The 15,412-nt window shown below is 60.2% G+C and carries 13 protein-coding genes; all 13 read left to right on the top strand.

Features of this window, described 5'->3' with window-relative positions; translation table 11 throughout:
• Positions 1 to 8 precede the first annotated feature (8 nt).
• Positions 9 to 1,619: a flagellar hook-associated protein 3 gene (locus N2A98_RS18680; RefSeq protein ID WP_153475575.1), complete on the top strand. Its 1,611-nt coding sequence runs from the start codon at positions 9 to 11 to the stop codon at positions 1,617 to 1,619.
• 276 nt (positions 1,620 to 1,895) lie between these two features.
• Positions 1,896 to 2,825 carry a ketoacyl-ACP synthase III gene (locus tag N2A98_RS18675; RefSeq protein WP_003192977.1) on the top strand — a complete coding sequence of 310 codons (930 nt, stop codon included), beginning with the start codon at positions 1,896 to 1,898 and terminating at the stop codon, positions 2,823 to 2,825.
• A 384-nt stretch (positions 2,826 to 3,209) separates the two neighbouring features.
• On the top strand, positions 3,210 to 4,931 hold the full coding sequence (locus tag N2A98_RS18670) for a flagellin (protein ID WP_078803572.1): 1,722 nt from the start codon (positions 3,210 to 3,212) through the stop codon (positions 4,929 to 4,931).
• 76 nt (positions 4,932 to 5,007) lie between these two features.
• Entirely contained in the window at positions 5,008 to 5,355 is a 348-nt protein-coding gene (locus tag N2A98_RS18665; protein ID WP_032880057.1) for a flagellar protein FlaG, read from the top strand.
• Positions 5,356 to 5,437: 82 nt separating this feature from the next.
• Entirely contained in the window at positions 5,438 to 6,805 is a 1,368-nt protein-coding gene (gene fliD, locus N2A98_RS18660; protein ID WP_275622485.1) for a flagellar filament capping protein FliD, read from the top strand.
• A gap of 128 nt (positions 6,806 to 6,933) precedes the next feature.
• Entirely contained in the window at positions 6,934 to 7,323 is a 390-nt protein-coding gene (gene fliS, locus N2A98_RS18655) for a flagellar export chaperone FliS (protein WP_014719355.1), read from the top strand.
• 25 nt (positions 7,324 to 7,348) lie between these two features.
• Positions 7,349 to 7,645 carry a hypothetical protein gene (locus N2A98_RS18650; RefSeq protein WP_003192968.1) on the top strand — a complete coding sequence of 99 codons (297 nt, stop codon included), beginning with the start codon at positions 7,349 to 7,351 and terminating at the stop codon, positions 7,643 to 7,645.
• 169 nt (positions 7,646 to 7,814) lie between these two features.
• Positions 7,815 to 9,287 carry a sigma-54 dependent transcriptional regulator gene (locus tag N2A98_RS18645; protein ID WP_044274982.1) on the top strand — a complete coding sequence of 491 codons (1,473 nt, stop codon included), beginning with the start codon at positions 7,815 to 7,817 and terminating at the stop codon, positions 9,285 to 9,287.
• Positions 9,288 to 9,397: 110 nt separating this feature from the next.
• Positions 9,398 to 10,609 carry an ATP-binding protein gene (locus tag N2A98_RS18640; protein ID WP_032895943.1) on the top strand — a complete coding sequence of 404 codons (1,212 nt, stop codon included), beginning with the start codon at positions 9,398 to 9,400 and terminating at the stop codon, positions 10,607 to 10,609.
• Positions 10,610 to 10,616: 7 nt separating this feature from the next.
• The gene (locus tag N2A98_RS18635) at positions 10,617 to 11,993 is read left to right on the top strand and encodes a sigma-54 dependent transcriptional regulator (RefSeq protein WP_032897832.1); all 1,377 of its coding nucleotides are present in this window, start codon (positions 10,617 to 10,619) and stop codon (positions 11,991 to 11,993) included.
• Positions 11,994 to 12,276: 283 nt separating this feature from the next.
• A complete protein-coding gene (gene fliE, locus N2A98_RS18630) occupies positions 12,277 to 12,606 on the top strand; it encodes a flagellar hook-basal body complex protein FliE (protein ID WP_003192959.1) in 330 nt (109 codons plus the stop codon).
• A 16-nt stretch (positions 12,607 to 12,622) separates the two neighbouring features.
• Positions 12,623 to 14,398 (top strand): flagellar basal-body MS-ring/collar protein FliF, encoded by a 1,776-nt coding sequence (gene fliF, locus N2A98_RS18625; protein ID WP_044274981.1) that lies wholly within the window; start codon positions 12,623 to 12,625, stop codon positions 14,396 to 14,398.
• A complete protein-coding gene (fliG, locus tag N2A98_RS18620; RefSeq protein ID WP_003192957.1) occupies positions 14,391 to 15,407 on the top strand; it encodes a flagellar motor switch protein FliG in 1,017 nt (338 codons plus the stop codon). Before fliF ends, fliG begins: the two co-directional genes overlap by 8 nt.
• Positions 15,408 to 15,412: the final 5 nt, after the last annotated feature.

The following is a 15,412-nucleotide window of genomic DNA, read 5'->3' as shown; positions in this document are numbered from 1 at the left end:
CTGGGACGATGCGTATTTCTACACAGCAGTATTTTGAGACCAGCTCTGCCAAGTACCAGAGCAACTATTCCAGCGTGGTCAAGGCCCAGGACCAGGCCAGCTCCGGCGTGCGCGTGCAAACCGCCGCGGATGATCCGGTGGCGGCGGCGCGGTTGTTGATGCTGCAGCAGCAGAAAGACATGCTGGCGCAGTTCAATGGCAACATCGACACCCTGAAAAACTCGCTGACCACCCAGGACGGCGTGCTGGAAAATATCAATATCGCGATTCAACGAGCCAGTGAGTTGGCGCTCAAGGCGGGTAACGTCGGCATCAGCGACGCTGACCGCAAGTCGACGGCCGCCGAGATTGGCGCCATTGAAGACCAGGTTTTGGGCCTGCTCAATACCAAGGACGCCAGCGGCAATTACTTGTTCTCCGGCAGCAAGACCGACACGCCGCCCTACGCCCGCAACAATGACGGCACCTACAGCTACCAGGGCGATGACACGCCGCTGAGCTTGAAGATCGCAGAGAACCTGTCGGTTGCCATGGGCAATACCGCCAAGAGCATGCTTGAAAGCTCGGCGAATACGGGCCGTACGCAAACCGCGCCAATCCTCGTGCCGCCAGCGGTCGACGATGGCAAGGTCACCGTCTCTGCCGGGCTGATCGCGGCCAACAGCAGCTATAACAGCAGTTTTTCCGATGGTCAGCCGTATAAGCTGACCTTCACCAGCAGCACCCAATACGTCGTCACGGACAATGCCGGCAAGGACATCACCTCGGAGATTCCGGGCAACGGCACTTTCGATGCCACCAAGGAAGGCGGTTCGACTATCAGCCTGCGCGGGGTCAAGTTCGACATCGGCTTGAACCTGGGCAAAGACGCACTGGGCAAAGACATACTGCCTGGCGCGCCGTCGGACGCCATCGTCAAGGACCGCGAGTTCAGCCTGTCGGTCAAACCAGACACCTTCAGCGTTTCGCGCACCCCGAGCAACCCGTCCACCGCGCAACTGAGCGGCGGTACGGTGAGCGATCCGGCGGCTTACGCCAGCACCTTTCCCAATTCGGGCGTGATCGTGAAGTTCGGTGCCGCTGGCGCCTATGACCTGTATGCGCAGCCGTATACCGCAGACAGTAAATCCATCGCCAGTGGCACCCTGGCGGCCGGCGCAACCACCATCACGGCGGCAGGGGTGACCTTTGATGTCACCACCGCACCGGCGCCGGCCGCCGGCGACCAGTTTGCGATCAGTGCCACCAGCAACAAGAACGAGAACGTCCTCGATACCCTGAGCCATCTGCGCAAAATTCTGGAGACGCCATCAGACGGCAACCCGGCGGCGCAGAAGGAACTCAAGGATGTGGTGGCCAAGTCGATTGGCAACTTGACCAATGCCTACGGGCAGATCGACCAGGCGCGTGGCTCCCTGGGCGCGCGTCTCAATGGCCTGGACATTCAGTCCAAGGAAAACGTCAGCCTGGACCTGGCCAATACCACCACCATGAATGCCCTGGGCAATGTCGACTTCGCCGAAGCCGCCGTCAACCTGAGCTTGCAGCAAACCATGTTGCAGGCTTCCCAACTGGCCTTCGTGAAAATCTCGCAGTTGAGCCTGTTCAACAAGATGTAAACGGCGTTCAGTCAAGCGGCCCGCTCTGGAAACAGGGCGGGCCGTTGTCGTTTCTGGGGCTTAATTGTTGAAACGTTTTGCATAAACCACGCAAAATTGAGTGACCTGTGAGTCATAAAGCGCATCTTCACTGTATCGTGTGAAAAGGATAAGTCGTCACAGGGCCTTCATCGGGCGGCTTTCAGCGAGATTTTCATGGGGTTATCCCCTTTATTGTCAGCACTCCCGGCGTAGCCCGAGGGGTGTTCTCCAGCTATTTAGTATTGGGAAGCCACAATGATTGGCATAAAAAGCATCGCCAGTTACGTGCCGGCAGACGGGATCGATAACTACGCCCAGGGTGCCAAATTCGCCAAGGATGAAGAGTTCATCATCGGCAAGATCGGTTCGGCGTTCCTGCCGCGCAAGGAAGCTGCACAGGAAACGTCCGACCTGTGCGTCGAAGCCGTCAACGCATTGTTCGCCAATAACCCGGATTTGAAGCGCGAGTCCATCGACGCGCTGATCGTCGTTACCCAGAACGGCGATGAAGAGGGCTTGCCCCACACCGCCGCCATCGTGCAGGACAAACTGGGCCTGCCGACTCACGTGGCCGCCTTCGATATCTCCCTGGGCTGCTCCGGCTACGTCTACGGCATTTACGCGATGAAAGGCTTCATGGAAGCCGCCGGCCTGAAAAACGGCCTGCTGATCACCGCCGACCCGTATTCCAAGATCGTCGACCCGGAAGACCGCAACACCACCATGCTATTCGGCGACGCCGCCACCGCCACCTGGATGGGCGAAGATGCACCGTGGTTGCTGGGCAAATCCAAGTTCGGCACCGACGGTTCCGGCGCGCCGCACTTGAAGGTCAGCGATGGTGTGTTCTTCATGAACGGCCGCCAGGTGTTCAACTTCGCCTTGCTAAAGGTGCCGGCGCACTTGCACGAGCTGCTCAATGAGTCGGACCTCAAGGCCGATGATATCGATGCGTTCTGCATCCACCAGGGCAGCGCGGCCATCGTCGACGCCGTGGCGCGCCGCTTTGAAGAAGCGCCGGTGGACAAGTTCATCAAGGACATGGTCGAGACCGGCAATACCGTGTCGTCGAGCATCCCGCTGCTGTTGGAAAAGCACGTGATGGACGCCACCTGGAAGCGCGTGGCAATCAGCGGCTTTGGTGTGGGCCTGTCGTGGGGTTCGGCGATTCTTTATCGCCCGTGATGCTTTAGCCGCTGCACAAAAAAACGCCGATGATCCCACAATCATCGGCGTTTTTTTTCGCCCCCCCTGTAGGAGCGAGCTTGCTCGCGAAGAACGTTAACGATAACGCGGGCATTCAGAATGCACGCGGCGTTCTCAGGTTCTTCGCGAGCAAGCTCGCTCCTACAAGGGCGAAGTTTTGACGCCAGTAACCCGTGATTACGGGCGTTTCACGTCTCTATAAGGCCTTGAAATACAAGGGCTGGCACAGGGCTACTAAAAAAAATCAAAAAAATCCTCAAGCAACCGGCTACCACGACGATAACTATTACGTAGGTTCTCTAGGCCACACCCGGCGGTCGCCAGGGCCGGAAGCCGCAGTATCCAAACCACGAGGATTTCGTCATGGCATTATCAGTAAACACCAACATCACCTCCCTGGGTGTCCAGAAGAACCTGAACAAAGCTTCCGACGCTCTGAGCCAGTCGATGAACCGTCTGTCCTCCGGCCTGAAAATCAACAGCGCCAAAGACGACGCTGCCGGCATGCAGATCGCCAACCGTCTGAACAACCAGGTCAAAGGCCTGAACGTTGCCATCGCCAACGCCAACAACGGCGTGTCGATTGCCCAGACCGCTGAAGGCGCGATGCAAGAATCCACCAACACCCTGCAGCGTCTGCGTGAACTCGCCCTGCAAGCGGCCAACGGTGATAAAAGCGACGCTGACCGTGTTTCCCTGCAGCAAGAATTCACCGCTAAAGTGGGCGAGCTGAACCGTATCGCCAGCACCACCACCTTCGGTGGTCGTAACCTGCTCGACGGCTCGTTCAACAACGTAGCGTTCCAGATCGGCGCCAACGCCAACGAGACTATCTCGTTCGGTATGACTGATATCAGCTCCACCGCGCTGAAGGGTAACTACAAAGAAGCTGCTGTAGATGGTGCCGCGATGAAAGGCCTGGCAGCCACTGCTACTGGTTCGGTGCTGGGGGACAAGGCTTCTAAAACTGGTACAGCAGCTACAGCAATTGTTGCAGGCGACGCATTCACCATCAATGGTGTGACTATCAACCTGACCGCTGCAGCTGCAGGCGCAGCTGGTGGTACCTCTGCAGTTGCAGATATCAACGCTAAGACCGCTGAAACTGGTGTTACTGCAAGTACGGATGCTGCCGGTGTTGTGACGCTGTCTTCCAAGAGCGATATCACTTTGGCGCTTGCTGGCGGTACTGCCACTGACGGTCTCGCCAAACTTGGCCTTGGTGCTCCTAGCACTACCGCAGCTGTAGCAACTACTGGCGCAAGCGCCATGGGTGCGGCAGGTGCAGTGTCTGTTAACGGCAATGCCGTTACTTGGACTAACACTGACACTCTGACCAGCGTATTGACCAAGCTGACTACCGCTGCCGGCGGTGCTGCTAACGGTGCTTCCGCTACTTTCGCTGACGGTCGTGTCAAGCTGACCTCGGGTGACGGCGCAGATATCAAGCTGGCCAACACCACCAGCGGTTCTCTGTCGCAGTTGGGCCTTTCGGCTGGTACTACCCAAGCCAAACTGACCGCTGATACTTCGATCGACGTGAACGGCGTTGAAGTCAAATTCAAGAAGGGCGACACCTCTGACGCCATTGTTGCTTCGATCAACAGCGCCAGCACCGGTGTTCAAGCCAGCAAAAATGCTGACGGTACCCTGAACCTGTTTGCTGACAAAGACATCACCATCAAGGACGGCAGCGCCGGTACTGGCCTGGCTGCATTGGGTCTGACCGCTGTAGCTGCGGCCGGCACTAAGTCCGCCGTCACCATGGAAACCAGCGTTTCCGACCTGAGCATCCTGACTGCCGCTTCTTCGCAGCAGGCCATCCAGGCTCTGGACGACGCCATGCAGCAGATCGACAGCCAGCGTTCGCAGCTGGGTGCCGTACAAAACCGCTTCGCCAGCACCGTGGCCAACCTGCAGAGCATTTCGCAGAACTCCTCCGCTGCCAAAGGCCGCGTAGAAGACGCTGACTTCGCTTCTGAAGCCGCTGAGCTGACCAAGCAACAAACCCTGCAACAGGCTTCCACTGCGATCCTGTCCCAGGCCAACCAACTGCCATCGTCTGTTCTGAAGCTGCTTCAGTAATAGCGCTAGCGGTTAAATAACGGGAGGGTGCGTTTAACAACGTGCCCTTCCGTTTTTTCAGTTTGGAGGTGGTGACATGGACATGAGCATCAAGCTGACCTCGTCTTACCCCGCAGGCACGGCCCCGGCCAACCTTGGCGCAGTGGTGACCCAGGCCAAGCCTGTGGCCAGCAATGAGCCGATCAAAAGTGAAGAGCCGCAGCGCGTTGCGCTGGAAAAGGCTGTGACCGATATGCGTGAGTTTGTGCAGGCTTCACAGCGCAACCTGGATTTTTCCATCGATGACTCTACCGGCAAGGTAGTGGTCAAGGTGATCGCCACTGACAGTGGTGAAGTGATTCGACAGATACCATCGGAGACCGCGCTGAAATTGGCGCAGAACCTGAGCGATGCCGGCAGCCTGTTGTTTGATAGCAAGGCTTGAGTTGGCACGAAACATGTTTCTGATTGCGGTCTAGGCGTATAAGCGCCAAAAAACGGCCGCTGCAGGACAAGGAGAATGGCAAATGGCTAGTTCAACGATTTCCGGCCCAGGTTCGGGCTACGACACCCAAGCAATCGTCAAGGCGCTGGTCGGTGCCGAGCAGGCGCCCAAGCAGGCTCAGATCACCAACGAGCAGAAGAAAGCCACCGTGCAGTTGTCTGCCGTGGGCTCGGTCAAGACGGCGTTGGAAGCCTACCAGGCGGCGATCACCAAGTTGAACAATGCCTCGGCCTTCAACGGGCTGGCGGCGACTTCTTCGGAAGAGAAAAACGCCAAGGTCACCCTGACTGACGGTGCATCCAGCGGCAAGTACCGCTTGGAAATTGCCAACCTGGCCACTGCTTCGAAAGTCACTACGGCAGTCAATGCCGAAGGCGCATCGGGCAAGGCCAACAGCACCGACGAAGACCAGACGCTGACCATCAACCAGTCGGGCAAAAGCTACGACGTGGTCATCCCCGGCGGCGCAACCCTGCAACAGGTGCGCGAGTCGATCAACACCCAGCTCTCGTCCCAAGGCATCAGTGCCAACGTACTGAGTGACTCCAATGGCGCGCGGCTGGTACTGACTTCGACCACCATGGGCGAGGGCACCGACATCACCCTCAGCGGTGATTCGCAGCTGGCTGTCGGCTACGACAAAGGCAAGGCGCCGACCAACGCCAAGTACTCCATTGATGGCATTGAAATGTCATCGAACAGCAACAAGATCACCTCGGCGATCAGTGGGGTGACCCTGGACCTGTTGGACACGGTAGACATCACCAAGCCGACCACCATCACCGTGGCCAGCAACACCGACACCCTGAAAACCTCGGTGCAGTCCTTCGTCAGCGCGTACAACACGCTGATGACGGCGATCAACACTCAAACCAAGGTCACCGCAACCGGTGATGCCTCCACCACCACCGCAGGTGCGTTGACCGGCGATGCGTCGATGCGTCAATTGGTGAACAGCCTGCGTTCCGAGTTGGTCAACGGCTCCGGCGCGGGCACCATGACCAGCCTGGCGCAGATGGGCATCACCACCGACCAGAAAACCGGCCTGCTGAGCCTGGATGACAAAACCTGGGACAAGGCCGTGGTCAAGGGCGCTGGCGACATTGCCAAGCTGTTCACCGGCGACACGGGCTTGATCACCCGCATGAACAAGGCGACCAACAGCTACGTCGGCACCACCGGCACCCTGGCGACCCGGGCCACCGATCTCAATAACAAGTTGACCGACTTGAACAAAGAGACCGACGACCTGACGCGGCGCATGGATGCCTTGCAGAAGTCCCTGACCGCCAAGTACACGGCGATGGACACCATGATCGCGCAGATCAACGCCAGCAGCTCCAGCATCCTGACCACCCTCAACTCGCTGAACAATCCTAAGTCGAACTGATGAGCGGTGCGCGCCAGAGCCCTGTCCAGGGGCTCTCGCGCAGGGTGCTGGATTAAAGTTTTTATCGCCGTGGTCGAAAAACTGGTTAAGCAAACCTATTCGATTGTCGCCAGTAACGAGGTAGCAACATGAACCCGATGAGAGCCCTTCGCCAGTATCAGAAGGTCAATGCCCACGCTCAGGTCTCCGAAGCCAGCCCGCACCGCCTGGTGCAGATGCTGATGGAAGGTGGTCTGGACCGCATGGCCCAGGCCAAGGGTGCGTTGAGCCGCGGGGACATCGCGCAAAAGGGCCTGATGCTGGGCAAGGCGATCGAAATCATTTCGGGCCTGCGCGATGGTCTGGAGCCGGAGAAAGCCGAAGATCCGGCCGCGATCCAGCGTCTGGATGCCTTGTATAACTACATGGGCAATCGCCTGGTCGAGGCCAACCGAGTCAATGACGTCGAGATGATCGACGAAGTCGCCCGTCTGCTGATCACCGTCAAGACCGGCTGGGATGCCATCGCTCCACAATAAGGCCGATTGCCTTGAGGTACACATCATGAGCCACGCACTGCAACGCATCGACGAAACCCGCGAAGCCCTGATCGGCGCGCTGGCTGAGCGCAACTGGGAAGCTGTCGGCGAGTTGGACCTGGGGTGCCGGGCGGTGATTGATGAGGTGCTCAGCGAGGCGCCGGTAGATGAGGATGCACTGCGCGAAAAGCTGGAAAGCCTGCTGGTGGTGTATCGGCAGTTGCTGGAGGTGACGACCGGCGAGCGCCAGGCGATTTTCGAAGAGATGTCGCAGATCAACCAAGCGAAAAATGCGTCAAAGGTTTACCATCTGTTCGGTTGAACGGGCGCAGTTAATCCGAACGGCGCGTCATATATTTGACTGTGCCAACATTTTTGACTTAACTAGTGCTGTTTTCAGATTTCAGACGTCTAGAAGGTAAGAAATCTTACAGACGTCTTGATTGCCCTCATTCCGGGGCAGGAAGTTTTACTAGGGAAGTTGCTATTGCATGTGGCGTGAAACCAAAATTCTGCTGATCGATGACGATAGCGTCCGCCGCCGCGATTTAGCGGTGATTTTAAATTTTCTCGGTGAAGAAAATTTACCCTGCGGCAGCCACGATTGGCAGCAGGCGGTCAGCTCGTTGTCGTCGAGCCGTGAAGTCATTTGCGTATTGATCGGGACGGTAAACGCTCCTGGCGCAGTTCTGGGCCTGTTAAAGACACTGTCTACCTGGGATGAGTTCCTTCCGGTGTTGCTAATGGGCGATATTTCTTCCGTGGACCTGCCGGAAGACCAGCGCCGCCGCGTGCTTTCCAATCTGGAAATGCCGCCCAGCTACAGCAAATTGCTCGATTCCCTGCACCGCGCCCAGGTCTATCGCGAGATGTACGACCAGGCCCGCGAGCGCGGCCGTCACCGTGAACCCAACTTGTTTCGCAGCCTCGTCGGCACCAGCCGTGCCATCCAGCACGTGCGCCAGATGATGCAGCAAGTGGCCGACACCGACGCCAGCGTGCTGATCCTCGGCGAGTCGGGCACCGGCAAGGAAGTGGTCGCGCGCAACCTGCACTATCACTCCAAGCGCCGCGACGGGCCCTTCGTGCCGGTCAACTGCGGGGCGATCCCGGCAGAGCTGCTGGAAAGCGAATTGTTCGGCCACGAGAAGGGCGCCTTTACCGGGGCGATCACCAGCCGTGCCGGGCGCTTTGAGCTGGCCAATGGCGGCACCCTGTTCCTCGACGAAATCGGCGACATGCCGCTGCCGATGCAGGTCAAGTTGCTGCGCGTGTTGCAGGAGCGCACCTTCGAGCGCGTGGGCAGCAACAAGACCCAGAGCGTGGACGTGCGCATCATTGCCGCCACCCACAAGAACCTCGAAAGCATGATCGAGGTCGGCAGCTTCCGCGAAGACCTGTACTACCGCCTCAACGTATTCCCTATCGAGATGGCCCCGCTGCGCGAGCGCGTCGAAGACATCCCGTTGCTGATGAACGAACTGATCTCGCGCATGGAGCACGAAAAGCGCGGCTCCATTCGCTTCAACTCCGCGGCGATCATGTCCCTGTGCCGCCACGGCTGGCCGGGCAACGTCCGCGAGCTGGCCAACCTGGTGGAGCGCATGGCGATCATGCACCCGTACGGGGTGATCGGCGTGGTCGAGTTGCCGAAGAAATTCCGCTACGTCGACGACGAAGACGAGCAGATGGACAGCCTGCGCAGCGACATGGAAGAGCGCGTGGCGATCAACGGGCATACCCCGGACTTCGGCGCCACCGCGACGTTGCCGCCCGAAGGCCTGGACCTCAAGGACTACCTCGGCAACCTGGAACAAGGGTTGATCCAGCAGGCCCTGGACGATGCCCATGGCATCGTGGCCCGCGCCGCCGAGCGCCTGCGCATCCGTCGTACCACCCTGGTGGAGAAGATGCGCAAGTACGGTATGAGCCGCAAAGAAGGTGATGAACAGGCGGATGATTGACGCCTGTTTTTCAACTACCTGATTTATAGCTAGATTTTTTTCGGCACGGGTATTGCTACAGCCCTCGCAACGTTCCGTTTAACTGACGGTCAGCCAAGCGAGAGAGCATGATGCCCCACGCCGCCCAACTATCTTCGGCCCCTGCTATCCAGGGGCTGGTTTCGCCTGTAGAACCGCCGACCCGCCAGGGCCTGGAGCACGCGTTCTCGCAGTTCAACCAGATGTCGAGCCAGCTGACCGACTCCTACAGCCTGCTTGAGGCCCGGGTTTCCGAGCTTAAAGGCGAACTGGCGGTGGTCAGCGCCCAGCGCATGCAAGAGCTAGCCGAGAAAGAACGCCTGGCCAACCGCCTGCAAAACCTGCTGGACCTGTTGCCCGGTGGCGTAATCGTCATCGACGACCAGGGCCGCGTGCGCGAAGCCAACCCGGCCGCCTGCGACCTGCTCGGCCTGCCGCTGGAAGGCGAGCTGTGGCGTGAAGTCATCACCCGCTGTTTTGCCCCCCGTGAAGACGACGGCCACGAAGTCTCCCTCAAGGACGGGCGCCGGCTGTCCATCGCCACCCGTTCCCTGGACGCTGAGCCTGGCCAGCTTGTGCTGCTCAATGACCTGACAGAAACCCGGCACCTGCAAGATCAGTTGGCCCGCCATGAACGGTTGTCGTCCCTGGGCCGGATGGTCGCTTCCTTGGCGCATCAGATTCGTACGCCATTGTCGGCGGCATTGATCTACGCCAGTCATTTGACTGACGAGCAATTACCCGCGGCCACCCACCAACGCTTTGCCGGACGCCTCAAGGAGCGCCTGCATGAGTTGGAACACCAAGTGCGCGACATGCTGGTGTTTGCCCGCGGCGAACTGCCGCTGACCGATCGCGTTACCCCTGCCGGCTTGATGCAGTCCCTGCAAGCGGCAGCGGCGACCCATGTGCAGGAGGCCAACCTGCGTTGGCAGTGCGACAGCCACCAGGGCGAATTGCTGTGCAACCGCGACACCCTGGTGGGCGCGCTGCTCAACCTGATCGAAAACGCCACCCAGGCCAGTGGCCCAGGTGCGCGATTGAAGGTGCACTTGTACACCCGCGAGCAAACCCTGCGCCTGTGCGTCAGCGACAGCGGCAGCGGTATCGCCCCGCAAGTGCTGCAACGCCTGGGCGAGCCGTTTTTTACCACCAAAACCAACGGCACTGGCCTGGGCCTGACCGTGGTCAAGGCAGTGGCCCGTGCCCATCAGGGACAATTGCAGCTGCGTTCCCGCCTGGGGCGTGGCACCTGTGCATTGATGACCTTGCCGCTGTTTTCCAGCGCGGCAAGCGCGGAGTAAGAGGATGATGGCTATCAAGGTTTTATTGGTGGAAGACGATCGCGCCCTGCGTGAAGCATTGGCAGACACGCTGCTGTTGGCGGGCCATGACTACCGTGCGGTCGGCTCTGCCGAGGAAGCCTTGGAGGCGGTCGAACAGGAAACCTTCAGCCTGGTGGTCAGCGACGTCAATATGCCCGGCATGGACGGCCACCAGTTGCTCGGCCTGCTGCGCGTGCGCCAGCCGCAACTGCCAGTGCTGCTGATGACCGCCCATGGCGCGGTGGAGCGGGCGGTGGATGCCATGCGTCAAGGCGCGGCGGATTACCTGGTCAAGCCGTTCGAGCCCAAGGCGTTGATCGAACTGGTCGCCCGGCATGCCCTGGGCGTGATGCCCGCCGCCGACGGCGATGGCCCGATTGCCTTTGAGCCGGCCAGCGCGCAATTGCTGGAACTGGCGGCGCGGGTGGCGCGCAGTGATTCCACCGTGCTGATTTCCGGCGAGTCCGGCACCGGTAAAGAAGTGCTGGCGCGGTATATCCACCAGCAATCGGGCCGTGCCAAGCAACCGTTCATTGCGATCAACTGCGCGGCGATCCCCGACAACATGCTCGAAGCCACCTTGTTTGGCCATGAAAAGGGCTCGTTCACCGGCGCCATCGCGGCCCAGGCCGGCAAGTTCGAACAGGCCGACGGTGGCACCATCCTGCTCGACGAAATCTCGGAAATGCCCCTGGGCCTGCAAGCCAAGTTGCTGCGCGTACTGCAGGAGCGGGAAGTGGAGCGCGTGGGCGCACGCAAGCCGATCCAGCTGGATATCCGCGTGGTCGCCACCACCAACCGCGACCTGGCGGGCGAAGTGGCGGCGGGGCGCTTCCGTGAAGACCTGTTCTACCGGCTGTCGGTGTTCCCGCTGGCCTGGCGCCCACTGCGCGAGCGCCCGGCGGATATCATCCCCTTGGCCGAGCGCCTGCTGAACAACCACGTCAAAAAAATGAAGCATGCCCAGGCGCGTTTATCACCCGAGGCCCAGGCGTGCCTGGTCAGTTATCCATGGCCGGGCAACGTGCGCGAGCTGGACAATGCGATCCAGCGTGCGTTGATTTTGCAGCAGGGCGGTTTGATCCAGCCGCAAGACTTTTGCCTGGCCATGGGCAATGGCGCTGCGCCGTTGCCGAGCCTGGCCCCGGCTCCCGTGGTCGCCGAGGCAGAATCGGCCGGCGCCCTGGGCGATGACCTGCGCCGCCGTGAATTCCAGATGATCATCGACACCCTGCGCGCCGAACGCGGCCGCCGCAAAGAAGCGGCCGAGCGCCTGGGCATCAGCCCGCGCACCTTGCGCTACAAGCTGGCGCAGATGCGCGATGCCGGGATGGACGTGGAAGCCTATCTTTTCGCCACCTGACCTCGCGCCAATCCCGTCTGTAGGAGCGAGCTTGCTCGCGAAGAACCCATAGGCGCCGCGGGCATCCTGGAAGCACGCGTTATCGTTGACGTTTTTCGCGAGCAAGCTCGCTCCTACAAAAAAACGTGCGGGAAGAAGGGCGCAAAAAACTTGCGGTAACAAGTTCGACAAGCTTTGTCGCCTTTTCTTACGAGTTGCTCCAGAGCTGGCACCCTTGTTGCTACCACCCCTAGTAACCGCTGCGTAGTGTCAAAAAATTGCAGGTCGTCGGAGAGAGAAGGTCATGAGCCAGGGTATTGAGTTCAATCGGTTGATGTTGGATATGCGCGCCATGCAAATGGATGCCATGGCTCAACCGAAATCCGTCGCGCCAGCGCCGGAATTGGGCCAAAGCAATTTTGCCGACATGCTCGGTCAGGCAATCAATAAAGTCAGCGATACCCAGCAGGCGTCCAGCCAGTTGGCGACGGCCTTCGAGATCGGTAAAAGCGGCGTGGACCTCACCGATGTGATGGTCGCCTCGCAGAAGGCCAGCGTGTCCTTCCAAGCCTTGACCCAAGTGCGTAACAAGCTGGTTCAGGCGTATCAAGACATCATGCAGATGCCGGTTTAAGGACGAGATTTAAGTCATGGCTGAAGCACTCTCCGACAACCTCCCCGCCAAGGCCGACGGCAAGCCGCCGTTGTTTGGCCTGTCGTTCCTGGAAAACCTCTCGGAAATGACCATGCTGCGTCAGGTGGGCCTGATGGTGGGCCTGGCAGCCAGCGTGGCGATTGGTTTTGCCGTGGTGCTGTGGTCGCAGCAACCCGATTACCGCCCCCTGTACGGCAGCCTGTCGGGCATGGATTCCAAGCAAATCATGGAAACCCTCGCCGCCGCCGACATCGCCTACACCGTGGAGCCCAACTCCGGCGCCTTGCTGGTCAAGGCCGATGACGTGGCCCGCGCACGGATGAAACTGGCCGCCGCTGGCGTGGCGCCGTCCGACAGCAATATCGGTTTTGAAATCCTCGACAAAGACCAGGGCCTGGGCACCAGCCAGTTCATGGAAGCCACCCGTTATCGTCGTGGTCTGGAAGGCGAACTGGCGCGCACCATTTCCAGCCTGAATAACGTCAAGGCTGCCCGTGTGCACCTGGCGATTCCGAAAAGCTCGGTGTTCGTGCGTGACGAGCGCAAGCCCAGCGCCTCGGTGTTGGTTGAACTGTTTTCTGGCCGGTCCCTGGAGCCTGGCCAGGTACTGGCGATCGTTAACCTGGTGGCCACCAGTGTTCCCGAATTGAGCAAGTCGCAAATCACCGTGGTGGACCAGAAGGGCAACCTGCTGTCCGACATGGCCGAAAACTCTGCGCTGACCCAGGCCGGCAAGCAATTTGACTACAGCCGCCGCATGGAAAGCATGCTCACCCAGCGCGTGCATAACATCCTGCAACCGGTACTGGGCAACGACCGCTACAAGGCTGAAGTGTCGGCCGACGTGGATTTCAGCGCCGTCGAATCCACTTCCGAGCAGTTCAACCCCGACCAACCGGCCCTGCGCAGCGAGCAGTCCACCAGCGAACAACGCACTGCCAGCAATGGCCCCCAAGGTGTGCCGGGCGCCCTGAGCAACCAGCCACCTGCGCCGGCCTCGGCACCGCAGACCACCGGTGGCGCCGCCGCTACCGCTGGCGCGATCCAGCCTGGCCAGCCGCTGCTGGACGCCAACGGCCAGCAGATCATGGACCCGGCCACCGGCCAGCCAATGCTTGCGCCGTACCCTGCGGACAAGCGTAACCAGTCCACCAAGAACTTCGAGCTCGACCGTTCCATCAGCCACACCAAGCAGCAACAGGGCAAGATCAATCGTCTGTCGGTGTCGGTGGTGGTCGATGACCAGGTCAAGGTCAACCCAGCGGACGGCGCGGTGACCCGTGCGCCGTGGACAGCTGACGAACTGGCGCGCTTCACCCGCCTGGTGCAAGACGCCGTTGGCTTCGATGCCAGCCGTGGCGACAGTGTCAGCGTGATTAACATGCCGTTCTCCGCCGAGCGCGGTGAGGTCATCGCTGACCCGGCGTTCTACACCCAGCCGTGGTTCTGGGACATCGTCAAGCAAGTGCTCGGGGTGTTGTTCATCCTGGTGCTGGTGTTCGGCGTATTGCGCCCGGTGCTCAACAACATCACCGGCGGCAGCAAGAAGCAACTGGCGCTGGCCGGTGGCGACGTCGAGTTGGGTGGCATGGGCGGCCTGGACGGCGAACTGGCCAACGACCGCGTCAGCCTCGGCGGCCCGCAAAGCATCCTGTTGCCAAGCCCGAGCGAAGGCTATGACGCTCAGTTGAACGCAATCAAGAGTCTGGTGGCAGAAGACCCGGGCCGTGTGGCTCAGGTCGTGAAAGAGTGGATTAACGCAGATGAATGATCGAGCCGCTGTGGCCAAGCTGTCCCGGGTCGACAAAGCCGCCGTGCTGCTGCTGTCCCTGGGTGAAACCGACGCTGCCCAAGTGCTGCGCCACATGGGCCCTAAAGAGGTCCAGCGAGTGGGCGTGGCCATGGCGCAGATGCGCAATGTGCACCGCGAGCAAGTCGAGCAGGTGATGAGCGAGTTCGTCGAGATCGTCGGCGACCAGACCAGCCTGGGCGTCGGCTCCGACAGCTACATTCGCAAGATGCTCACCTCGGCCCTGGGCGAAGACAAGGCCAACGGCCTGATCGACCGCATCCTGCTGGGTGGCAACACCAGCGGCCTGGACAGCCTCAAATGGATGGAACCGCGCGCGGTGGCAGACGTGATCCGCTACGAGCACCCGCAGATCCAGGCGATCGTGGTGGCCTATCTAGACCCGGACCAGGCCGGCGAAGTGCTCGGCCACTTCGACCATAAAGTGCGCCTGGACATCATCCTGCGGGTGTCGTCGCTCAACACCGTGCAACCGGCGGCGCTCAAAGAACTCAACACCATTCTGGAGAAGCAGTTCTCCGGCAACTCCAACGCCTCGCGCACCACCCTGGGTGGCATCAAGCGCGCAGCCGACATCATGAACTTCCTCGACAGCTCGGTGGAAGGCCAGTTGATGGACTCGATCCGCGAGATCGACGACACCCTGTCCGGCCAGATCGAAGACCTGATGTTCGTGTTCAACAACCTGGCCGATGTCGACGACCGTGGCATCCAGGCGCTGCTGCGCGAAGTGTCCTCGGACGTGCTGGTGCTGGCCCTCAAGGGCTCGGACGAAAACGTCAAAGAGAAGATCTTCAAAAACATGTCCAAGCGTGCGTCCGAATTGCTTCGCGACGACCTGGAAGCCAAGGGCCCGGTGCGCGTCAGCGACGTGGAAACCGCGCAGAAGGAAATCCTCACCATTGCCCGCCGTATGGCCGAAGCCGGAGAAATCGTTCTCGGCGGGAAGGGCGGCGAAGAAATGATCTAAGGCGC

Source organism: Pseudomonas sp. FJ2-5-13, from assembly GCF_029201605.1.
Classification (GTDB): domain Bacteria; phylum Pseudomonadota; class Gammaproteobacteria; order Pseudomonadales; family Pseudomonadaceae; genus Aquipseudomonas; species Aquipseudomonas lactis.
Note: the sequence above shows the minus strand (reverse complement) of the source record. Positions and strands in the feature narration are given on the sequence as shown.